This is a genomic window from Paraburkholderia sp. GAS206C (assembly GCF_050435645.1).
Classification (GTDB): Bacteria; Pseudomonadota; Gammaproteobacteria; order Burkholderiales; family Burkholderiaceae; genus Paraburkholderia; species Paraburkholderia phenazinium_B.
Map to the genome: position 1 here is coordinate 137,651 of NZ_JBNDKR010000016.1, position 21,193 is coordinate 158,843.

Below are 21,193 nucleotides of genomic sequence, written 5' to 3' on the forward strand. Positions count from 1 at the left end.
TACCGCTGCCCCCGACGCAACGCAAGCCTTGATCGATGCGGCCGATGCACTCGGCCCCATCGTCGCAAAGCATAGGAAAGCACTGGCACTGGGCCCGGATCTTCCGCTTGAAATCGCCGAGGCACTCGAAGCCGCGGGATTAACCCGTCTGTGGCTTCCCCGAAATATTGGAGGCATGGAGCTATCTCCAGTAGATTACTTCCGCGTAATGGAGGCGGTTTCCAGACACGACGGTTCAGTCGGCTGGTGCGCGAGCATTGCGTCCACGGGAACGCGCGCGGCGGGCCTGATACCGCAGTCGTCCGCAGCGGAATTGCTCGCAGACGGGGGCTTTGTCTCGGGCAGCCTCAGTCCGACCGGTAAGATCGTCAAGGAAAAGGATGGCTGGCGAATCAACGGACGTTGGCCTTGGGGAAGCTTTATCGTACACAGCAAGGTCACGCTGGCGGTCTGCGTGGAGTACGAAGACGGCGTCGCACGTTCAACCCGTGAAGGCGGCCCGGTGCTCAGAGCAGCGCTGCTGCCCACGCGCGAAGTTAATATCATCCGCACGTGGGACGGCGGTGGATTACGCTCGTCGGGCAGTCATGATTTCGCCATCGAGAATGGGTTTGTCGAAGACGCACGCACATTCGCCTTGACCGACTTCAACCCTGAACCGTGCCAGCAAGGGGCGCTTTACGGACTGCCTTTCATTACCATGTTTGCTTTAGGGATCACGGCCGTATCGCTTGGTATCGCTCGTGGGTCTATCGACGCGCTGGTTGAACTGGCACAGCACAAGGTCGCCGCGGGCGCACAAGGCCCGTTGCGAGAGCAAGCCAGTGTCCAGGCTGCCGTTGCTCAAGCTGAAACAGCGCTTCGTTCGGCGCGGGGATTTCTTTTTGAATCGGTCCAGGATCTATGGGACCGCCGCGTTTCAGGGCAACCGGACGATATGAAGCAGCGCGCGCTCGTCCGCATGGCGAGTTGCAATGTCGTCGATATGGGAAAGAAGGTTGCGATGCAGATGTTCGAGGTGGCCGGCGGCTCGGCTCTACACGAGCGTTCGCCGTTCAGTGCGTATCTGCGGGACGCGCAGGCGGCGGCCCAGCACCTGGCGTTTTCCCAACGCAATATGGAAACCGCCGGGCGCGTGCTGCTCGGTATGCACCCCGGTACTCACAGGTTCTAACGGACGAATACCGGGCGAGAACGTTCAACGCGCTCCCGAACTGAACTGCTCGCGCAACTCCCGTTTCAGCACCTTGCCGATGGGACTGCGCGGCAGCGTATCGACAAATCTCAGCGCGGAGAGCCTCTGCATCTTCCCCAGACGCGCATTGATCCACGTTAGCAACGCGTTTTCGTCTAGCGTTGCACCCAGGCGGCGCACGACGAAGGCCACAGGCGTTTCGCCCCATTGCTCGGACAGCGCGCCGACCACGGCGGCATCCGCAACATCAGGATGCCTATGCAGTTCTGCTTCCAGATCGCTTGGGTACACATTGAAGCCGCCCGAAATGATCATGTCCTTCTTGCGATCGAGCAACGTGAGAAAGCCGTCTTCGTCGAAACGTCCCATATCGCCGGTGCGGATGAAGCGCTTGCCGCTCGGGTCGTACCATTCCGCTTCAGCGGTTTTCTCGGGTTGCCGGTAATAGCCGGTCATCATTGCCGGTGAGTTGCCGACGATCTCACCGACTTCGCCTTGCGCGACCTCTTTGCCGTGCTCGTCGATGAGGCGGATATCGTGCCCTTCCACGGGTTTGCCGACCGTATGCAGTTTGTCGGGGAACGCGTGTGCTTCCAGCTGACATGAACCTCCGCCTTCGGTCATGCCGTAGTACTCGGTGAGCTTGCCGGGCCAGCGCCGTACCACGTCGGCCTTCACACTGGCCGAGAATGGCGCGCTGGTGCAAAACTTGGCCTGGAAGCTGGACAAGTCGTAACGGTCGAAGTCGGGGTGCGCCATCAGCCGCTGATACTGGACCGGAACGAGCATCGTATGCGTCACGCGGTATTGCTGCGCGAGTGTCAGGTAACGCGTGGTGTCGAATTTCGGCATCAGCACGACGGTGCCACCGAAGGTGAGCGTCGGCATGAAGCTCACGAGCGTGGTGTTCGAATACAGCGGCGTCGAGATCAGCGTTGTGGCGTGCGGCCCATAGCCACGCTCGACGCTGCGCTGCGCGTAAGCCCAACGCATGCCGTGCGACTGCACGATGCCTTTCGGCGTACCCGTGGTGCCCGAGGAATAGATGATGTTGAATGCCCATGCAGGATTGATCGCAACTGGCAGGGGCGCCGTACCCTCGGGCGCGAGCCATGTCTGCAGGGCGATGCTGCCTGAGTGCCCATCAAGTCCGATAGCCTTGGCGTTGATGTCGCCGGCCAGCGGCTCGAGCAGACGCTTGACCTCGGCGTCCAGAAACAGCAATCGCGCGCCTGAATTGCCGATCATGCTGACAAGGCTCGCCGTGCTCGATGTCGGTGCAAGCGGCGCAACCGCTGCGCCCGCCCTCAGGCCGCCAAGAAAAACGACTACGTATTCAACCGAAGCCGCCGCGCATAGCGCTACCGCATCGCACGGCTTAAGTCCATCGCGCTGTAACGCGGCCGCGAAGCGGTCGACTCTTGCGTCCAGTTCAGCGTACGTCACAACCTCGCCGTCGCAGATCAAGGCGGGATGATCGCCGCGTTCGGTGGCGAAGCGGCGTAACGTATCCGTGATGCAGACGAACGGTTCGTCCACCAATGTGTCGAGCCATGTCATTTGCGCGTGCCCTCGCAGGTCTTCATGCCACCATTCGATGTAGCAGACAGCATCATCTTGCGAAGCGGATGAAACACGTCTTTCACAGGCATTACAGCGCTCCTCGATGTTGTTGTGTGGCGCAGGCGTACGCGCGTATTGTTTGACGATCATACGTGCGCACTTGTGCCGTGTAAATAAAAGCACGCTCATTCACTTCGTGGGGCGCATCACTGCGCTAGGTGTTTTCCCGGCCAACCCCTGCCGGGGAGGACTTTTGCGCGGTTTGCCCGTTGACACGCTACGAACGGTCGTGCGAAATTGTGTGTCGAATCCCCTCGATAGCCATCCCGGATAGACGCGCATCACTTCGTCAATTGAAGCGATTTCAACTGACACGGAGATACGAAGCATGTCGGCCAGCCGTTCCTGTTTACGTGTCGCGGCAGCACCGTTCCCAACGTCTCATAACGCCCAGCGCAAACGTGCAGGGCCGCTTCAGCTTCGCATATAGTTAGTTATACCTAAGAAAGAATCGATTCCAGAATCGTAGGAGACAACTGCATGAACAAGATGCGTTCCTTAATGGCTGGCGCAACGATTGTCTTCGCGCTAGCGTCCAGTATCGCCTCGGCGGAAACGGTCCGGATTGCGTATATCGATACGCTGTCGGGCCTGATGGGTGCGCTAGGCAACAACGAACTGAAGAGCTGGCAATACGTGACCGAGGTGGCCAACCAGCAGGACTGGGCCGGTGGAACAAAATTCGAAATGGTCCCGTTCGACAACAAGTTGTCTCCGCAACAGAGTCTTACGCTGCTCAACGAAGCGGCCGATCAGGGCATCCGTTACATCACGCAGGGTAACGGCTCTTCCGTAGGCCTTGCGCTCGAAGATGCGGTGTCCAAGTACAATGCGCGCAATCCTGGCAAGGAGATCATCTACCTGAATTTTGCGGCGGTGGATCCGGCCATGACCAACGCCAAGTGCGACTACTGGCACTTCCGTCTCGATGCAAACTCGGACATGAAGATGGAAGCGTTGACGACATTTCTTGCCAAGGATCCGAACGTCAAGAAGGTCTATCTGATCGATCAGGATTATTCCTTCGGCCATGATGTGTCGCGTACTGCGCAGGAATACCTCAAGCGCAAGCGTCCGGACATCCAGATAGTGGGCGACGATTTTCATCCGCTTGCACAGGTCAAAGATTTCTCGCCCTATGCGAGCAAAATCAAGGCATCCGGTGCCGATACGGTTATCACGGGTAACTGGGGCAGCGATCTGGCGCTGCTCATCAAGGCCGGTAAGGACGCGGGTGTGACCGCCAATTACTATACTTACTATGCCTCGACCACCGGCGTGCCGACGGCGATGGGAGCGGCTGGCGCCGGGCGCGTCAGATACGTGGGTTACATGGGCGCGAATACCGCGAGCAATCCGCCGCAAGCGAATCAGATCATGGACGGCTTCAAGAAGAAGTACGACGACGATTTCTTCGAAATGGCCGCCTATACGGGCGTGGCATTACTGAGCAAGGCGATCAAGGACACCAGATCCACCGATCCGGTCAAGGTGGCCAAGGCGATGGAGGGCATGAAGGTACAAAGCCTGAACGGCACCGTCGAGATGCGGGCGTCGGACCATCAGGCGGAGCAGCCCCTCGTGATCGCCACGTGGGTCAAGGCGGATGGCAAAGACGTCAAGTACGACCAGGAGAAAACCGGCTATGGCTGGCGAACCGATGCGGTGCTCGATACTTCGTCGTCAGTGCAGCCGACAACCTGCCAGATGAAGCGACCGAACTAGGCGGCGCGCTCTCCATCGTGCGGCACGAGTTTCCCGATACTGGCGCAAGAAGCAAGGAATATTGTCTGTGGAATTCTTCGTCATTTCCCTGTTGAACGGCATCAGCTACGGGCTGTTGCTGTTCCTGTTGTCATCGGGGCTTACGCTGATTTTCAGCATGATGGGCGTGCTCAATTTCGCTCACGCCAGCTTTTACATGCTGGGCGCTTATTTTGCGTATGCCATCGCCAGCAAGATCGGCTTTTGGCCCGCGCTCGTGTTAGCGCCATTGCTGATCGTGGTTGTCGGGGCGCTCGTCGAACGTTTCGGCTTGCGCACCGTGCACAAGTACGGGCATGTGGCCGAACTGCTGTTTACGTTCGGTCTTGCCTATCTGATTGAAGAGGCCGTCAAGCTCGTCTGGGGACAGTCCGCGGTGCCCTACCGGATTCCGCAGGAACTGGATGGTCCGCTGTTTCAGGTGTTCTCGTCGGTGTTTCCGAAGTATCGTGCCTTCATGATGCTCGTGTCGGTGTTGATGCTGGTGACGATGTACCTCGTGCTTACTCGCACGCGCATCGGGCTCGTGATTCAGGCTGCGCTGACGCATCCGCAGATGGTCGAGGCGCTCGGCCACAATGTGCAGCGTGTGTTCATGCTGGTGTTCGCCGGCGGCGCAGCGCTTGCGGGCATTGCGGGCGTGATCGGCGGCAATGCGTTTGTCACTTCGCCATCGATGGCTGCTTCAGTGGGCACCATCGTGTTCGTCGTGGCGGTGGTGGGCGGCATGGGTTCGCTTGCAGGGGCGTTCATCGCTTCGCTATTGATAGGACTCTTGCAGACATTCGCCGTCACCATCGACTCCTCACTAGCCGACCTGTTCGGCTTCATTGGTTTGCATGTGACGAGTGCCACGCCGCTGTCCTCGGTGTGGAAGCTGACCGTCTCGCAGATGGCGCCAGTGCTGCCTTATCTTTTGATGGTGGTGATGATGATTGTGCGCCCACGTGGTCTCATGGGAACCCGGGAGGGCTAGATCATGAAACCAACCATGAGGCAGAGCTACGAACGGGCCATGGCACAAGAAGGCCGTGCGGCTTCTCCACCGCGTCATCTCGCGCGCTACCTGATCTGGGGGCTAACGGCTCTTGTGATGGCGATCGCGCCGCTAATCTTCTCCAGCGGCTTCGCGATCACCCTGTTGTCGCAGATGGGCATCATGATCATCTTCGCGCTGTCGTACAACATGCTGCTCGGGCAGTCTGGCATGTTGTCCTTCGGTCATGCGGTCTATTCGGGCATGGGCGCGTTCATCGCCGTGCATGTGCTAAATCAGGTCGGCGCGGGGGCGTACTGGTTTCCGGTCTCGTTGTTGCCGCTGGTGGGCGGCCTCGGTGGGGCTTTGTTCGGTGTGCTATTCGGTTACGTGACCACGCGAAAAGCGGGCACTACATTCGCCATGATCACGCTCGGTATCGGCGAGATGGTGTTCGCCAGTTCGCTGATGTTTCCCGACTTCTTTGGTGGAGAAGGTGGCGTCTCGACTAACCGGGTCGTCGGCAATGCGGTGCTCGGCATTACGTACGGGCCCGGGCGCCAGGTGTATTACCTGATCGCGGTGTGGTGCCTGCTGTCGATGATCGCAATGTATGCCTGGACGCAGACTCCTTTGGGTCGCATCGCCAACGCCGTGCGTGACAACGCGGAACGGGCCGAGTTTGTCGGCTACAACACGCAGCGCGTGCGCTATCTGGTGGTAATTCTCTCCGCGTTCTTTGCGGGCATTTCCGGCGGGTTGTCGGTTATCAACTTCGAGATCGTCTCGGCGGAGAACGTGGGTGCCGTGCACTCGGGCAGTGTGTTGCTGGCCACGTTTATCGGCGGTGGTGGCTTTTTCTTCGGGCCCGTCATCGGTGCTGTGGTCTTTGTGCTGTTTGCAGTCGCCCTGTCCAGCCTGACTCAGGCGTGGCTGCTGTATTTGGGGCTGTTCTTCGTGCTCATGGTGATGTTCGTGCCTGGCGGCGTCTCCAGTCTGCTGATGAAGCAGGTGCCGTTGCTAGCTAAGCGCAAGTTTGGCCGCATGTTGCCGACGTACTCGGTCGCGTTGGGGGCGGGCTTGATCCTGTTGGCCGCGTTGATCCTGACGGTGGAGTTGACCTACAAGCTGCAGATCGATAGTGACAACGGCACGGCCATGACACTCGCCGGCTTTAGCTTCGATGCGTCGTCGTTCAAGCCTTGGACGGTTGCCGTGGTGCTATGGCTAGCGGGTGCGCTGGGTTGGCGCGCAGCGGTTGCGCGCGTCCATCAGGCCTGGGACGCAGTGCAGGCGGAAATGGCAGGAGGCGCACGATGACGGCCGCACTTGAGCTAACAGACGTCCGCAAGAACTTCGGACAGACGGAGATCATCCGCGGCGTTAACCTGAGCGTTCCGAAGGGCGAACGCCATGCGCTGATCGGCCCCAATGGCGCGGGCAAGTCGACCACCTTCAATCTGATTTCGGGGCGCAGTGTGCCGAGTTCAGGCTCGGTCAAGCTCAACGGTACCGAGATCGGCGGACTCAAGCCGTTTGTGATCAACCGTATGGGCCTTTCGCGCAGCTTCCAGATCACCAACATTTTTCATCGGCTTTCGGTGTTCGAGAACTTGCGCTGCGCGGTGCTCTGGTCGCTCGGCTACAAATACTCGTTCTGGCATCGGCTGTCCCAGTTGCACGACGCGCGTCAGCGTGCCGACGAGGTGCTCGAACTGATTGGCCTGCAACGTCGCCGCGATACGCAGGCGAGCCTGCTGACCTACGCGGAACAGCGCGCGCTGGAGATCGGCATCACTATCGCCGGCGGTGCCGAGGTGATCCTGCTCGACGAACCGACAGCGGGCATGAGCCGCTCGGAATCGGATCAGGCGGTGGAGTTGATTCGCAATGTGACGGTAGGCAAGACGCTGGTGATGGTCGAGCACGATATGGGCGTGGTGTTCGGTCTCGCGGACCGTATCTCGGTGCTGGTTTATGGCGAGGTCATCGCAACGGATACGCCTGAGGCGATTCGCAACAACAGCAAGGTCAAGGAGGCCTATCTGGGCGCCTCCCTCGACGAAAGCTCCACGGAAGGAGCGCACTAATGACCCAGCGCATGCTCGACGTGCAAGGCCTGCACGCCTACTACGGCAAGAGCCATATTCTGCAAGGCGTCGACGTGCATGTCGACGAGGGCGAGATCGTCACCTTGCTAGGGCGCAACGGGGTAGGGCGTTCCACCATGGCTAAAACGATCCTCGGGATGGTCAAGGCTGCGGGGTCGGTGCGATTTCGCGACGAAGAAATTCTAGGGCGCCGCACGTTTGAGATCGCCCAATTAGGCATTGGATACGTTCCCGAGAACCGCGATATCTTCCCTACGCTAACGGTGCGCCAAAACCTGCTGTTAGGGGAAAAGCGTAATCGTCGACAACACAAACCACGCTGGACGCTAGCGGAGATGTACGGAATGTTCCCGCGCCTCAAGGAGCGCGAGAATACCGCAGCGGGCGTGCTTTCGGGCGGCGAGCAGCAGATGTTGACGCTGTGCCGAACGCTGATGGGCGACCCGGATCTGATTCTCATCGACGAGCCCACGGAAGGACTCGCGCCCAAGCTGGTCGCGCTGGTGGGTGAGTATCTGCAGGCGCTCAAGGAGCGCGGCGTGTCGGTGCTGCTGATCGAACAGAAGCTCGCCATTGCGCTCGACATCTCGCAGCGCGTCTATGTCATGGGCCACGGAAACATTGTGTTCGAAGGTACGCCTGCCGAGCTAAAGGCCAACGCGCAGATACGCAAGGAGTGGCTGGAGGTTTAGTGTTCCTCTATTGCCGATCGAAAATATGAACCAAGCAGATTCTGTCGCTAGAGACCCGGCTGTTGGTCCCACTTGCGCTCCGCAAATTCGCCTCTACCAGGAGTGGTTGCAGCAAACCCGCGGCCTCTCCTTCGATTCGTACGATGCGCTGTGGCGCTGGTCGGTCTCCGACCTCGACGCGTTCTGGGCAAGCGTCTGGGAGTTTGGCGGCATGCTCTCGTCGACACCCTACAGCGCGGTGCTGGCCGAGGAACGCATGCCGGGGGCACGGTGGTTTCCTGGTGCACAGGTGAACTACGCGCATCAGGTGTTTAGGCATGCGGACGCCGCACATGCCGCAGGTATGCCAGCTATCGTCAGCGAGGATGAGCAGGGCCGCACAAGAGAGCTAAGCTGGCCCGAACTGAAACGACAGGCTGCCTCGCTTGCACTGACCTTGCGTGAACGCAGAGTGCAGCGCGGCGATCGCGTTGTGGCTTATTTACCCAATGTACCCGAGACGATTGTGGCGTTTCTCGCCTGCAGCAGTATCGGGGCGGTGTGGAGCGTGTGTGCACCTGACATGGGGCTTAACGCTGTAATCGACCGGTTTCGTCAGATCGAGCCGCGCGTTCTGATCGCGGCCGATGGTGTCCACTATGCCGGCCGTCCAATGGACCGCAGCCAGGTGGTGGCCTCGTTGCGTGCCGCGCTGCCGGATGTGCATACGTTGATCGTGCTGGAAACGCCGCATGCGGCATCACGCGTGGACGATGCGCTCAGCTTTGCCGACGCGGTCGCGCGCGACGATGCGGCTACGGCCGCGTTTGCTCCCGAGTGGCTGCCGTTCGATCATCCGCTATGGGTGGTGTATTCGAGCGGCACCACGGGTCTGCCTAAAGCGATTGTGCAAAGCCAGGGCGGCGTCGCGGTGACCGCAATGGCCGTCGCGTTGCTTAACGACCTCGGCGCGAGCTATAGCAGCAACAATCTTGGCGAACGATTCCACTGGTACACGTCGACCGGCTGGATTATGTGGAACGTGCAGCTTTCAGGTTTGTTGGCCGGCACGACGATCTGCCTTTACGACGGTAGTCCGAATGGCCGCAAGGAACATCCGGACTGGGGCGTGCTGTGGCGCTTCGCGGCCCGCCATCGCATTACCGTGTTGGGAGCAGGCGCGGCTTTTCACGGCAACTGTAAGAAGGCGGGGCTTTCTCTGGCCGACTGCGGCGATCTTTCGCGGATGCGTGCGATCGGCAGCACTGGCTCGCCGCTGCCGGAAGATGTCCAGCGCTGGGGTACTGAGCAATTTGCTGCAATCGGTACGCCGGACATCTGGTGGATCAATATCTCCGGTGGCACCGATCTGTGCTGCAACTTCGCCACCGGTAACCGGGAACTGCCGCAAGTGCCGGGGCAAATGCAGTGCCGCCAGCTAGGCGCTGCAGTCGAGGTCTGGAACGAAGCGGGGCAGCCGGTGATTGGCGAGGTCGGCGAACTGGTATGCACCCGGCCCATCCCAGGCATGCCGCTGTATTTCTGGGGGGATGAAGGCAACGCCCGCTATCTTTCGAGCTATTTCGACGTTTATCCCGGCGTGTGGCGTCACGGGGACTGGCTCAAGATCGAAGCGGACGGAGGATGCATCATTTACGGCCGTAGCGACGCCACGATCAACCGTAGCGGCTTGCGCATGGGCACAAGCGAGATCTACGCTGCGGTCGAGGCCTTGCCTGAAGTGCTCGATTCAATGGTGATCGATCTCGAGTTTCTCGGCCGCGAGAGCTATATGGCGCTGTTTGTGGTGCTGCGCGACGGCATCGTGCTGGACGCCGCGCTCGAATCGCGTTTGGCGGCGGCAATCAGGACATCGCTATCGCCGCGTTTCGTGCCGGATCAGATTCTGCAGGCACCGGAAATTCCGCGCACCCTGTCCGGCAAGAAGCAGGAAGTACCGATCAAGAAACTGTTTCTCGGCCACGCACTCGAGAAGGTGGTCAATCGCGAAGCCATGGCCAATCCGCAGTGTCTGGACTGGTATGTGCGGCAAGCCGCCCTGCACGCGGCGCATCGTCAGGCGTAGTGCGGCGCGTTCCCAGAACGTGCCGCGTGCATCAAGAGGTGGACACTCTGCGTCGTCATGGATAGGATCGGTTTTTGGTCAATGCTCCGGACATGACGATATGCGAATCGAACCCGCTTCCTTGCTTCCCAATGATCTCGACCAGGCGCTGCTCGTAGGCCGCGTATGGCGCCCCGCGCCGGTTAATGGACCGTCTGTCGTGGTAGTTCGCGGCGGGCAGGTCTTCGATATCACGTCCACGGTGCCCACGACGGCCGATCTGTTCGATCGGGCCGACGCCGTGCAAATCGCCCGCACTGCGCCTGGAGAGGCGCTGGGATCAGTCCATGCGTTGCTAGAAGCAAGTTTGGCGTCGGCGGGTCAAGCTGACATACGACTGCTTGCGCCTTGCGATGTGCAGGCGATCAAGGCGTGCGGCGTAACCTTCGCCGTGAGCCTGCTGGAACGGGTGATCGAGGAGCAGGCGGGCGGCGACGCCGGCAAGGCTGACGAAGTGCGCCGGACCATCACGGAACTGATCGGCACTGACCTCGCGAAGATCAAACCTGGCTCGGACGCGGCGATGAAACTGAAAGCTGAACTCGAGCGACGCGGTGCATGGTCCCAATACATGGAGGTCGGTATCGGGCCGGATGCCGAGGTGTTTTCTAAGTCCCAGCCGATGTCGGCCGTAGGGCTCGGTGCTGACGTTGGTCTGTACCCCACGTCCGTGTGGAACAACCCGGAACCGGAGATCGTGCTGGCCGTGAATAGCTCGGCTCAGATTGTTGGCGCAACGCTCGGTAACGATGTGAATCTGCGCGATATCGAAGGCCGTTCGGCTTTGCTGCTCGGCAAGGCAAAAGACAATAACGGCTCGTGTGCGATCGGGCCGTTCGTGCGTCTGTTCGACGAGCGCTTCACACTGGATACCGTACGCGCAGCGAGCTTGTCGCTGCGCATCGAAGGCACGGATGATTTTGTGCTGGAAGGTGTGAGTCATATGAAGGAGATTAGTCGCGATCCGGCTGATCTCGTCGCGCAGACCAGTGGAAAACATCATCAGTACCCCGATGGTTTTATGTTGTTCCTCGGCACGATGTTCTCGCCGATCAAGGATCGCGATGCGCCCGGCGCGGGTTTCACTCACCATCTTGGCGATGTGGTGACGATTGCGACGCCTTCGCTAGGTGCTTTGGTGAACACAGTGCAGCTTTCGACCGAGATTCCTCCGTGGACCTTTGGTGTCAGAGCGCTCTATCAGAGTCTTGCAAAACGCGGACTGCTGTAGATCCTTCCTGAAGCGCATTCCTTTAAAAGAGACAGTCATGCAAGGCGATGTTGTGAAGGCGTTGCTTGAGGCGCTAGGTGCAGACGTGGTGACGTTGCCGGAGCAGTTCGGTTCACGTCAGGTGGTGGATTGGAGCGGGTTGCCGGGCAAGACGCCGCGCGCTCTCATCCGGCCGCGCAATACGGACGAAGTCGCAACGGCGATGAGGATCTGCAACGAATATCGCCAGCCTGTCGTTACGCAAGGCGGACTGACTGGGCTCGTTGGTGGTGCGAATGTGCTCGATGCCGAACTGGCGCTGAGTCTTGACCGGATGAACCACATCGTCGAAATCGATCGTGTTTCAGGCACGATGACGGTCGAAGCCGGAACGCCGTTGCAGGTCGTGCAGGAGGCCGCACTCGACGCGGATCTTTACTTCCCACTCGATCTGGGCGCGCGCGGCAGTTGCACGATTGGCGGCAATCTCGCAACGAATGCAGGCGGTAACCGCGTCATCAAATACGGAATGATGCGAGACCAGGTGCTTGGCGTCGAAGCGGTGCTGGCGAGCGGCGAAGTGGTAGGCGCGCTGCACAAGATGATCAAGAACAATAGCGGCTACGACCTGCGGAATCTGCTGATCGGCAGCGAGGGTACCCTCGGTGTCATCACGAGTGCGGTGCTGCGTTTGAGGCCGCGGCCTCGAGCGGTTGCGACTGCATGGTGCGCGCTGCCGTCATACAGTGCGGTGACGAAGTTGCTCGAAGAAGCCCAGGCCGGGCTCGCGGCTGGCGTTTCCGCCTTTGAGGTGATGTGGGCCGGTTACTACGACGCGGTGCTTGCGAATCTGCCTGAACTTCGTGCGCCCGTGGCGGAGCGCTATCCGTTTTACGTGTTGCTCGAAAGCGTAGGCGGTGATCCGGTGCGGCATGCGCAAGCGTTTGAGGAATTTCTCGGCCGTATGTTGGAGGCGGAGATAGTGAGTGATGCGGCGTTAGCTGTCTCGGAGTCGGATGCGCTTGCGTTCTGGGCGATCCGCGATGCGCCGGGCGAGTATCCGAAGTTCATTCCAGATCATGCCGCGTTCGACGTGAGCTTCTCAATCAGCAACGTTGGCGATGTCGCCCAGCGATGCGACGTCCGTTTGCGTGAGCGCTGGCCGCAGGCGTTGGTGATGATTTACGGTCACCTTGGCGACGGCAACATCCATATCGTTGTGGACGTGCCGGGAGCAGGCAAGACTTTGCATGGCGAGATCGACGACGTGATTTACGATGTCACGCGCGAATTCCACGGATCGGTTTCCGCCGAGCACGGCATTGGCACCAAGAAGAAAGCGTATCTTGAGTTCACGCGCAGCGATGCGGATGTTGCCGCGATGCGTGCCGTGAAAGCCGCGCTCGATCCGAATGGGATCTTGAATCCGGGGAAGATATTTTAGGGCGGCCACCTCTCCGATGGAGTAGGTGGCCTCTTGGTCTTTAACGTTAGTCTCAGCGCAAAGCCAGCCACGCCGCCGCGTTACCAGGCAAGCGTCCCGATGCGTCTCGCTGTTCGCTCGATAGCAGCAGCCTACCGGGCGGCAGTGTGACGGGGCGCATTCCCAGATTGATCACCGCGCATAGCGTGCCGTTGTCAAAGCTCAGCACATCTGACGAATCGCCGGACTGCCAGCGCAACTGGCCATTGCCGAGCTTGTAGTCATGCCGCAATTGAAGAAGCTGTCGATACAGTTCCAGCGTCGAACCGTACACGCCTTCCTGGCGATCCACCGCATAGCGCGCGAAATTTTCCGGCTGCGGCAACCAGCTTTTCTCGCTCGGACCGAAGCCGAAGGACGGTGCGTCCGCTAGCCAGGGCAGCGGCACCCGGCAGCCGTCGCGTCCGATTTCTTCGCCATTGGTGCGGAAAAACGCTGGGTCTTGCCGATAATGCGCTTCGAGCATGGTGTGCTCGGGCAAACCCAGTTCCTCGCCCTGATAGATGTATGCCGATCCCGGCAGCGCAAGCGTGAGGAAGGCGGCGGCACGCGCGCGGCGCAATCCCAACGCTTCGTCTGGCTGCTCGCCGTCCGCAGCGATGCCTTTAGGTCGAGCCCCCGGTTTGCTCAAGCCATAGCGCGACGTATGGCGCACGGAGTCGTGATTGGACATCACCCAGGTCGTGGGCGCGCCGACTGCTGCTGAGGCAGCCAGCGAACTGTCGACGACAGCCTTGATTTCAGCCGCATCCCAGTGCGTCAGCAGATAGTCGAAATTGAAGGCCTGTTGCATTTCATCGGGACGAATGTAGCGGGTAAGCCGGGCCTGCGGCGCGATCCATGCCTCCGCCACCATCATGCGCTCGCCGGGGTAGCTGTCCAGCAGGCGGCGCCAGCTCCGGTAAATCTCGTGCACGTCCTCCTGATCCCACATGGGGCCTGGATTGTCGTCTCCGCCCTCGGTGCCCTCCACCATTGCGGCCTGACCGGCCCAGTCGGGCAGCCCAGGCGCCTTGACGAGGCCGTGGGCGACGTCGACGCGGAAGCCATCCACGCCCCGGTCTAGCCAAAACTTCAGTACATCTTCGAACTCCGAACGAACGTCGGGGTGGTCCCAGTTCAGATCTGGCTGCCTGCGGTCGAACAGGTGCAGATACCACTGCGAGTCGCCCGGCGCACGCGACCACGCGTTACCGCCAAACACGCTTTGCCAGTTATTCGGCGGCAAATTGCCGTGCGCGCCTTTGCCGTCGCGAAACAGGTAACGCGCGCGCTCGGCGCTGCCGGGCGGCGATTGCAGCGCGGCCTGAAACCATGCGTGTTCGTCGGACGTGTGATTGGGCACCAGATCGACGATCACCCTCATGCCCAGCGCGTGCGCCTGCTCGAGCATGCGGTCAAAGTCGTCCAGTGTGCCGAATAACGGATCGACGACGCGATAGTCGGCGACGTCGTAGCCGGCATCCGCTTGCGGCGAGAGATAAAACGGCGACAGCCAGATAGCGTCGACGCCAAGACGCCCCAGGTAGGGCAGTTTTGCCGTGATACCGGGCAGATCGCCGATACCGTCGCCGTCCGAGTCTGCGAAAGAACGGGGATAAATCTGATATATCACCGCGCTGCGCCACCATTCCAGGTTGGTGCAGGCTGCGGGGGTGGTGAAGTCTTTCGTGCGCATATTCATGTTGCGTCCCTCTTGTGAGTCTGCCCGGACAGAGCTTCTGGTAAAGCCCCGGATTGGCAGGATGACAAGGTGCCAGGTGCACGACGGCATCACGACGTCGCAACCGCTAACGGTGAACCCCCGACGTAGAGCCGGCATGCACAGCATGCCGGCGCGCAACCGTGATTATGCGGCCTCGAAGGCAGATAGCGCGCGAGCGCTTACCTGACGAAGTTCGCATAGGCGGGGTCCACGCGTGCTTCCTTGACACGCTGCGCCGCGATTTCTGTCCGATCCTCGGGAGGTGACGGATAGGACGTCTTCTCGTCGGCGGCGGTCGTGCCGTTCAAGAATGCTTGGTACAACTGCGCCTTCACTTGTTCCCGTGTCAAACCCTGTGAAGGGACTTGAGCGGGAGAGGCATGGGCAGCGGCGGCAAGCAGGGAAAGCGTACCGGTAAGCAATAGCGTGGCGAGTGTGCGTTTCATGAGTGGCAACCTTGGGAGGGGAGTGAATGGTTCCGCACCGCGAGACAGGCGCTTGTTGCCCTCTGCGCGCGGTGCATTCACATCTTCGCAACGTGATTGCGGATGCTCGCTTGGCAAAGATTAAGGTTTGTTTATCGAGTGATGGGGTCGCATTGAATGCGTACCTAAAGGAACTTTCATGTTGCACTGCAGCGCATTTGAGATACTGCGGGTTCGCTTTCCTGGCGCCGGCTTCCATAACGCCGGCCACGCAGACCATGGCAAAAATCTTGACGATTGAAGACGATCGCATTGTCGGGCGCGACATCGTAGATACGTTGTGCGACGCCGGTTTCGAGGTGGAGTGGGTTTTGAGCGGACAGGACGGCATCGCGCGTGCGGTGCACGACGAGTTCGATGTCATTACGCTCGACCGCGTGCTGCCCGGCATCGATGGGCTGACGATTCTCAAGACAATCCGCGGCGTGGGCATCGAAACGCCGGTCTTGATGATCAGCGCGTTGTCCGATGTCGACGAGCGGGTGCGCGGACTGCTCGCAGGCGGTGACGATTACATTCCCAAGCCGTTTTCCGCGGAAGAGATGAAGGCGCGTATCGAAGTGCTGCTACGCAGGCGCGGACGTCGGCAGCAAGCTGCGTCCACGGTGCTGCGCGTCGACGATCTCGAGATCGATCTGATTGCCCGCACGGCGACGCGTGGCGAGCATGTGGTCGCGCTACCGCCGGTGGAATTCAAACTGCTTGAATACTTCGCGCGCAACTCCGGGCAGATCCTGACCCGCACGATGATCTTTCAGTCTGTATGGGACATGCATTTCGATCCGGGCACCAATCTGATTGAGGTGTACGTTGGGTTGCTGCGGCGGAAGATCGATCTCGCAGGCATGCGTCCGTTGTTGAAGACCGTGCGTGGATCGGGTTACATGCTGGGCTAGGCCATGACAATGAGCTTGTGGCGTAGCACGATATTCCGTTTGCTGATGATCTACGCGCTGGTGTTTGCCGGCTCCGTGTTGGGACTCGTATGGGTTAACTACTGTAGCTCTGCGAACTACACGGCGACCCAGGCCGATTACAACATCAACTGGCAATTCCAGTACTTCGCGGCATTGCCTCGCAATCTCATGCTCGAGCAGATCGATGCGCGTATCAGGACGACGATCCGCCGGCCGGTTAACTACTACGGTGTGTTCGCGCCGGATGGCCAGTATCTCAAGGGCGATATCGCCGTGCGGCCGGCCGCTGTCGAGCCCAACGGAGATGGCGTCTGGTTCAGGCCGCAGCTGACATCGCTAAAAATCGAGCGGCCACAATATATGCGGACCAAGGCCACGAGGCTTGCCGATGGCGATGTGCTGGTGATTGCCCGTGACGTGGACGAAATGACACGTTTGCGCGATTACATGCTGGGCGGCATCGCATGGAGCGGCGCGATTGCGTTGCTGGGTGGCCTCGGTTTCGGCGTCCTGTGTTCGGCTGTGCAACTGCGGCGTATCAAGGAGATGCGTCGTCTCGCGAATCTGATCGCGCAAGGCAACCTGAATACGCGCTTGCCGGAGCGCGGCGGCGATGAACTCGCGTGGTTGTCGCAGATCGTCAATCATATGCTCGACGAAATATCGCGTTTGATGAACGAGGTCAAAAGCGCATGCGATGGGATTGCTCACGATCTGCGTACACCGCTCATTCATATCCGGTCGCTGCTTGCACGTATCGAGCCTACAGCGCTCAGGGATGCCGATGCGCAGCGTGTGCAGCTAGCCGCGCAGGAGACGGACGAAGTGCTCAAGCGCTTCGCCGCGATACTGCGTATTTCGGAGATCGAAGCATTGCATCGTCGCGCAGAGTTCAGCGATACGGATATGTGTGCCTTGTGCCAGCAGATAGGCGAGCTTTATGCGCCTGTTGCTGCTGCGAGAAGCGTCGAATTGAAACTCGATTTGCAACCCGTGCTTCATGTGCGTGCCGATTATCCGTTGATGTACGAAGCGTTGGTCAACATTGTCGATAACGCGATCAAGTTTGCGCCAGAAGATGGGACAGTGGTGATCGCAGTGTCGCAATGCGCGGAAGGGCCGCGTATCACGGTGCGCGATGACGGCCCCGGGATTCGGCGCGAAGAAAAGCTCGCGGTGCTGCAGCGGTTCTATCGCAGCGAGCGCACGCGCGACACGCCGGGCTCCGGGCTGGGTCTTTCGGTTGTGCAGGCGGTCGCTCGTCTGCATGATTTCAGGCTGGCGCTCGAGGATGCCAATCCGGGCACGTGTGTCGCGCTCGATTGCTGGCCGGAGCGGCGCGGCTTATGAGCGGGGGGATGTCATGCGCATCTTGTGTGTGGGAAGCGGGACACGTGCCGAGTATCTGGCCGCTGCGCTGATTGAAGCGAATCACAGTGTTTCGAGCGTGGAACGCGTTATTGATGCGGCTTATCTGGTGGCAGTCGAGCATATTGATGCGGCGATCGTGCTCTGCGCGGGAGAAGCTGCGGACGCAGCACGCGCGATGGTGGCGCGGCCGGTCCATACCGTGCTGGTGATCATCGATGCGCCAGGCAATCAGGATGCGCGGATTGAGGCGTTGTATGCGGGCGCAGACGCGTGTTTTACTGGGGACTATGAGTACGCTGAACTGCAGGCGCGATTGCATGCGCTTTGGCGTGATGGTGCACAAGTGGATGCGGACATGCTTGTACCAGTCGCATCATCGTCGTCGTCTTTGGCTGGCGGTGCGGTGCTTTCTCGCACCAAGCGCAGCCTGATCGGCGCGGATGGCACTGAATTGCCTTTGACGCGGCGCGAGTACCTGTTGATGGAATGCCTGCTGCGCAATGCCGGCAGCGTCGTGCAGCGCGATGAACTGATCGGTTACGTGTTCGGCGATGCGGAGGCAGATGGCGTTTCACTGCAGCGCCTCGTGTCGGCGTTACGGCGCAGGATAGTGGAGTCCGCATGGGGCTTGCGCCTCGTTACGATGCCGCGGGTGGGGTATCGCGTAGTCCTCGATATGCAAGATGCTTCCGAGCCGTACTCGGGCGATTCACGTAAGCGCACTGCCGTGGAGAATTCTCCATGACGGATCGAGGAGCGGATTTGCGCACCCGGCTCTTTGATCGATCTGCCGAGTGCATAGAAAAAGAGCCCTGGTTTCAACAACCAGAGCCCCTTTTAAACTTACCGATTTACCGGTCGAGGAACGATTTCAGTCGATCCGCGCGGCTAGGATGCATCAGCTTGCGCATCGCCTTGCTTTCGATCTGGCGGATCCGTTCGCGCGTGACGTCGAACTGCTTGCCGACCTCTTCCAGCGTATGGTCCGACTTCGTGTCGATACCGTAGCGCATGCGCAGCACCTTCGCCTCACGCGGCGAGAGCGAATCAAGCGCGTCGTCGATCGCGATCCGCAAGTCGGCCTGCACCGCTGCTTCCGCCGGCGACGTGGCCGAGGAATCTTCGATCATGTCGCCCAGCGTTGCATCGCCGTCTTCGCCCATCGGCGTTTCCATCGAAACCGGCTGACGGGCAATCTTCAGGATGCTGCGGACCTTTTCTTCCGACAGATCCATCCGCGCAGCCAGCACGGAAGGATGCGCTTCCTGGCCGGTCTGTTGCAGAATCTCGCGCGAGATGCGGTTCAGCTTGTTGATCGTCTCGATCATGTGCACCGGCACGCGAATCGTGCGAGCCTGATCGGCCAGCGAACGCGTCACAGCCTGACGCACCCACCACGTGGCGTACGTGGAGAATTTCCAGCCACGGCGATATTCGAACTTGTCCACGGCCTTCATCAGCCCGATGTTGCCTTCCTGAATCAGATCCAGGAACTGCATGCCGCGGTTGACGTACTTCTTCGCGATCGAAATCACGAGACGCAGATTCGCCTCGATCATCTCGCCTTTCGCCTTGCGCATCTTCGATTCGGCAGCAACCATCTTCCGGTTGATGTCCTTCAGTTGCTTCAGCGGCAGGGCGACGGCGGCTTCGATGGCGATCAGCTTCTGCTGTTCGGCCTGAATGGCCGGCAGATTACGCTCGAGTGCGGCACCGAATTCCTTCGACTTGGCGGCCATGCGCATCGTCCAGCCCAGATCGGTTTCGTGACCGGGGAACGAGTCGATGAACAGCTCGCGCGGCATCCCGCTCTTTTCGAGCACGATTTGCTGCACGCGCCGCTCGATCGCACGGACCTGCGTGACCTGATGGTGCACGTCGCCGCAGAGACGGTCGATCGTGCGCGCCGTGAAGCGCAGCGCCGCGAGTTCCTGCTGGATGTCCTGGCGCGCGCGCAGATGCGCTTCCGAGGAACTACCCTCTTTCTCGTGGAGCGTACCCACTTCGTCGAAACGGGTACGCACGCGGTCGAAGATCTCGAGGCAGTCGGCCGTCAGCTTCTTCAGACGTGCTTCGTCTACCGCGCTCGAGTCTGCGGCGATGTCGTCGTCGCCGTCGGCTTCGTCGCTGTCTGCTGAGTCGGTGTCGAGATCCGCTGCGGCTTCGACGCTGTCATCCGCCACTTCTTCGGCGTTGATGTTTTCGTTCAGACCGTCGACGAGTTCGTCGATGCGCAGTTCACCGGCCGCGACCTGATCCGCGCTGGCCAGAATGGCCGACACGGCCGACGGGCACGCGGCGATCGCCTGCACCATCTCATGCAGGCCATCTTCGATACGCTTGGCAATGGCGATTTCGCCGGCGCGGGTCAGCAGTTCCGTTGCACCCATTTCGCGCATATACATACGCACGGGGTCGGTGGTGCGGCCAAACTCGGAGTCCACCGTCGACAGCGCGACTTCGGCTTCTTCGTCGGCCTGGTCGTCAGTGACCACCGGCGAGTTGGCGTTCAGCAGCAGCGCTTCAGCGTCGGGTGCGGTCTCGTAGACGGCCACACCCATGTCGTTGAAGGTGGCGACGATGGTTTCCATCGCCGCGGTTTGCGCGAAGTTGTCGGGCAGGTGGTCGTTGATCTGCGCGTGCGTCAGGTAGCCGCGCTCCTTGCCCAGCTGGATCAGGGCGCGCATCTGGCGTTGCTGTTCTTCGACTTGCTGCGACGTTTCGGCAGCAACCGGGATCGCTTTACCCGCGCCCTTGCCTTTGGCGGTTCGCCCGGCAGGGGCCTTGATTGAGTATCCGGCGTTGTCTCCGGAATCATCCCGATCGAAAGGGTTCAATGTCTTCTCCTCGAAGGCTTCGCTATGAGGCGCAAGACGCGTCGCTCAGGCGTTTCGGCTAGGCCGCAACATCACCTGAGTGATACATGCGGCTGGTTTGTCTATGCTCGCAAAGAGCGAAAAGATTGGCCCGCTCGAAGCGGGCCCATAGAGACGCGCGAAATTCGCGCGGCCAACGATTATATACGAACTAGAGGGCGAACTCCTCTCTTTCGTGAGATATATGTTGAAAATGGTCAAGTGGTGTGTGCCCTGGGGGCAGATCACCATGATGACGAATCCCCGCACGTGACGACGTTCCTTGCGTTGCCCTCCATATGTAGGGGCGACCTCGCGGCAAACAAGATGTTGTTGCGAGATACGTGAGGAACGAGCTGCGCGCTTGCGACGTGGGGCGTAATACATGCGCGATCGTCGTCTTCATCAACGCAGCGGAGGTCATGAACGTTGACTTCGATGTGCTCGCAAACTTTTTTCGTGGATGGGGTTGACGGCCCCGGAACCGCATCGCATAATTCGCCTCCCGTTTGATGACGGACGCGAAGAAAGCAGAGCTTCTGAGCGAGAGTTCTTTAAAAATTAACAGCCGATAAGTGTGGGCGCTTGATGGCGACGCGGCGGTGAACCTTTCGGGGTTTGCTGCGAAAGCGAAAGTATCAAGTCTCACACAGTAATGAAAGGAAGGTTTTTTCATCGCAAGATGATTGAACAATTCGTCAG

General features: G+C 60.0%; 17 protein-coding genes. 12 read left to right on the top strand and 5 right to left on the bottom strand.

Annotated features, from left to right (window positions below):
* Positions 1 to 28 precede the first annotated feature (28 nt).
* Positions 29 to 1,174 carry an acyl-CoA dehydrogenase family protein gene (locus tag P3T20_RS34870; RefSeq protein WP_429289285.1) on the top strand — a complete coding sequence of 382 codons (1,146 nt, stop codon included), beginning with the start codon at positions 29 to 31 and terminating at the stop codon, positions 1,172 to 1,174.
* 24 nt (positions 1,175 to 1,198) lie between these two features.
* Here the strand turns inward: P3T20_RS34870 and P3T20_RS34875 are convergent, their stop codons facing one another.
* A complete protein-coding gene (locus P3T20_RS34875; RefSeq protein WP_429289286.1) occupies positions 1,199 to 2,755 on the bottom strand; it encodes a class I adenylate-forming enzyme family protein in 1,557 nt (518 codons plus the stop codon).
* A 543-nt stretch (positions 2,756 to 3,298) separates the two neighbouring features.
* Between P3T20_RS34875 and P3T20_RS34880 the strand changes: the two genes are divergently transcribed.
* The 8 genes from P3T20_RS34880 to P3T20_RS34915 all read left to right on the top strand — a co-directional run bounded on the left by P3T20_RS34880 (position 3,299) and on the right by P3T20_RS34915 (position 13,119).
* Positions 3,299 to 4,543 (top strand): branched-chain amino acid ABC transporter substrate-binding protein, encoded by a 1,245-nt coding sequence (locus P3T20_RS34880; protein ID WP_074266438.1) that lies wholly within the window; start codon positions 3,299 to 3,301, stop codon positions 4,541 to 4,543.
* A gap of 67 nt (positions 4,544 to 4,610) precedes the next feature.
* Complete coding sequence (locus P3T20_RS34885; protein WP_074266437.1) at positions 4,611 to 5,558, top strand: branched-chain amino acid ABC transporter permease; 948 nt, start codon at positions 4,611 to 4,613, stop codon at positions 5,556 to 5,558.
* A gap of 3 nt (positions 5,559 to 5,561) precedes the next feature.
* Positions 5,562 to 6,878, top strand: a complete 1,317-nt coding sequence (locus P3T20_RS34890; RefSeq protein WP_429289287.1) for a branched-chain amino acid ABC transporter permease — start codon at positions 5,562 to 5,564, stop codon at positions 6,876 to 6,878.
* Positions 6,875 to 7,648, top strand: coding sequence for an ABC transporter ATP-binding protein (locus P3T20_RS34895; protein WP_074266435.1), 774 nt, complete (start codon positions 6,875 to 6,877; stop codon positions 7,646 to 7,648). Before P3T20_RS34890 ends, P3T20_RS34895 begins: the two co-directional genes overlap by 4 nt.
* A complete protein-coding gene (locus tag P3T20_RS34900) occupies positions 7,648 to 8,361 on the top strand; it encodes an ABC transporter ATP-binding protein (protein WP_429289288.1) in 714 nt (237 codons plus the stop codon). The genes P3T20_RS34895 and P3T20_RS34900 overlap by 1 nt, the downstream gene beginning before the upstream one ends.
* 25 nt (positions 8,362 to 8,386) lie before the next feature.
* Positions 8,387 to 10,426, top strand: coding sequence for an acetoacetate--CoA ligase (locus tag P3T20_RS34905; RefSeq protein WP_429289289.1), 2,040 nt, complete (start codon positions 8,387 to 8,389; stop codon positions 10,424 to 10,426).
* 100 nt (positions 10,427 to 10,526) lie between these two features.
* A complete protein-coding gene (locus tag P3T20_RS34910) occupies positions 10,527 to 11,696 on the top strand; it encodes a fumarylacetoacetate hydrolase family protein (RefSeq protein ID WP_429289290.1) in 1,170 nt (389 codons plus the stop codon).
* Positions 11,697 to 11,733: 37 nt separating this feature from the next.
* Positions 11,734 to 13,119: an FAD-binding oxidoreductase gene (locus P3T20_RS34915; protein WP_429289291.1), complete on the top strand. Its 1,386-nt coding sequence runs from the start codon at positions 11,734 to 11,736 to the stop codon at positions 13,117 to 13,119.
* A gap of 52 nt (positions 13,120 to 13,171) precedes the next feature.
* On the opposite strand, the gene P3T20_RS34920 is transcribed toward P3T20_RS34915, so the two are convergent.
* Positions 13,172 to 14,842 carry a glycoside hydrolase family 13 protein gene (locus tag P3T20_RS34920; RefSeq protein ID WP_429289292.1) on the bottom strand — a complete coding sequence of 557 codons (1,671 nt, stop codon included), beginning with the start codon at positions 14,840 to 14,842 and terminating at the stop codon, positions 13,172 to 13,174.
* Positions 14,843 to 15,042: 200 nt separating this feature from the next.
* Positions 15,043 to 15,309 carry a DUF4148 domain-containing protein gene (locus tag P3T20_RS34925; protein WP_429289293.1) on the bottom strand — a complete coding sequence of 89 codons (267 nt, stop codon included), beginning with the start codon at positions 15,307 to 15,309 and terminating at the stop codon, positions 15,043 to 15,045.
* A 257-nt stretch (positions 15,310 to 15,566) separates the two neighbouring features.
* Between P3T20_RS34925 and P3T20_RS34930 the strand changes: the two genes are divergently transcribed.
* Genes P3T20_RS34930 through P3T20_RS34940 form a run of 3 tightly spaced genes read left to right on the top strand, consistent with a single transcriptional unit; the run spans position 15,567 to position 18,381 of the window.
* Positions 15,567 to 16,244: a response regulator transcription factor gene (locus P3T20_RS34930; protein ID WP_074266429.1), complete on the top strand. Its 678-nt coding sequence runs from the start codon at positions 15,567 to 15,569 to the stop codon at positions 16,242 to 16,244.
* Positions 16,245 to 16,253: 9 nt separating this feature from the next.
* A complete protein-coding gene (locus tag P3T20_RS34935; protein WP_074266428.1) occupies positions 16,254 to 17,615 on the top strand; it encodes a sensor histidine kinase in 1,362 nt (453 codons plus the stop codon).
* A gap of 13 nt (positions 17,616 to 17,628) precedes the next feature.
* The gene (locus tag P3T20_RS34940; RefSeq protein ID WP_429289294.1) at positions 17,629 to 18,381 is read left to right on the top strand and encodes a response regulator transcription factor; all 753 of its coding nucleotides are present in this window, start codon (positions 17,629 to 17,631) and stop codon (positions 18,379 to 18,381) included.
* Positions 18,382 to 18,487: 106 nt separating this feature from the next.
* Here P3T20_RS34940 and rpoD read toward each other — a convergent pair whose 3' ends face one another.
* Complete coding sequence (gene rpoD, locus P3T20_RS34945) at positions 18,488 to 20,473, bottom strand: RNA polymerase sigma factor RpoD (protein ID WP_074266426.1); 1,986 nt, start codon at positions 20,471 to 20,473, stop codon at positions 18,488 to 18,490.
* Positions 20,474 to 20,663: 190 nt separating this feature from the next.
* Positions 20,664 to 21,193 (bottom strand): hypothetical protein (locus P3T20_RS34950; protein WP_429289295.1); only part of this gene is annotated, 530 nt, incomplete at its 5' end.

What these genes read in the sequence shown, in the direction of transcription:
- P3T20_RS34875 (WP_429289286.1), bottom strand. Translation starts at nt 2,755, where the DNA reads ATGACATGGCTCGACACATTGGTGGACGAACCGTTCGTCTGCATCACG.
- P3T20_RS34880 (WP_074266438.1), top strand. Translation starts at nt 3,299, where the DNA reads ATGAACAAGATGCGTTCCTTAATGGCTGGCGCAACGATTGTCTTCGCG.
- P3T20_RS34890 (WP_429289287.1), top strand. Translation starts at nt 5,562, where the DNA reads ATGAAACCAACCATGAGGCAGAGCTACGAACGGGCCATGGCACAAGAA.
- P3T20_RS34895 (WP_074266435.1), top strand. Translation starts at nt 6,875, where the DNA reads ATGACGGCCGCACTTGAGCTAACAGACGTCCGCAAGAACTTCGGACAG.
- P3T20_RS34900 (WP_429289288.1), top strand. Translation starts at nt 7,648, where the DNA reads ATGACCCAGCGCATGCTCGACGTGCAAGGCCTGCACGCCTACTACGGC.
- P3T20_RS34905 (WP_429289289.1), top strand. Translation starts at nt 8,387, where the DNA reads ATGAACCAAGCAGATTCTGTCGCTAGAGACCCGGCTGTTGGTCCCACT.
- P3T20_RS34910 (WP_429289290.1), top strand. Translation starts at nt 10,527, where the DNA reads ATGCGAATCGAACCCGCTTCCTTGCTTCCCAATGATCTCGACCAGGCG.
- P3T20_RS34915 (WP_429289291.1), top strand. Translation starts at nt 11,734, where the DNA reads ATGCAAGGCGATGTTGTGAAGGCGTTGCTTGAGGCGCTAGGTGCAGAC.
- P3T20_RS34920 (WP_429289292.1), bottom strand. Translation starts at nt 14,842, where the DNA reads ATGAATATGCGCACGAAAGACTTCACCACCCCCGCAGCCTGCACCAAC.
- P3T20_RS34925 (WP_429289293.1), bottom strand. Translation starts at nt 15,309, where the DNA reads ATGAAACGCACACTCGCCACGCTATTGCTTACCGGTACGCTTTCCCTG.
- P3T20_RS34930 (WP_074266429.1), top strand. Translation starts at nt 15,567, where the DNA reads ATGGCAAAAATCTTGACGATTGAAGACGATCGCATTGTCGGGCGCGAC.
- P3T20_RS34935 (WP_074266428.1), top strand. Translation starts at nt 16,254, where the DNA reads ATGAGCTTGTGGCGTAGCACGATATTCCGTTTGCTGATGATCTACGCG.
- P3T20_RS34940 (WP_429289294.1), top strand. Translation starts at nt 17,629, where the DNA reads ATGCGCATCTTGTGTGTGGGAAGCGGGACACGTGCCGAGTATCTGGCC.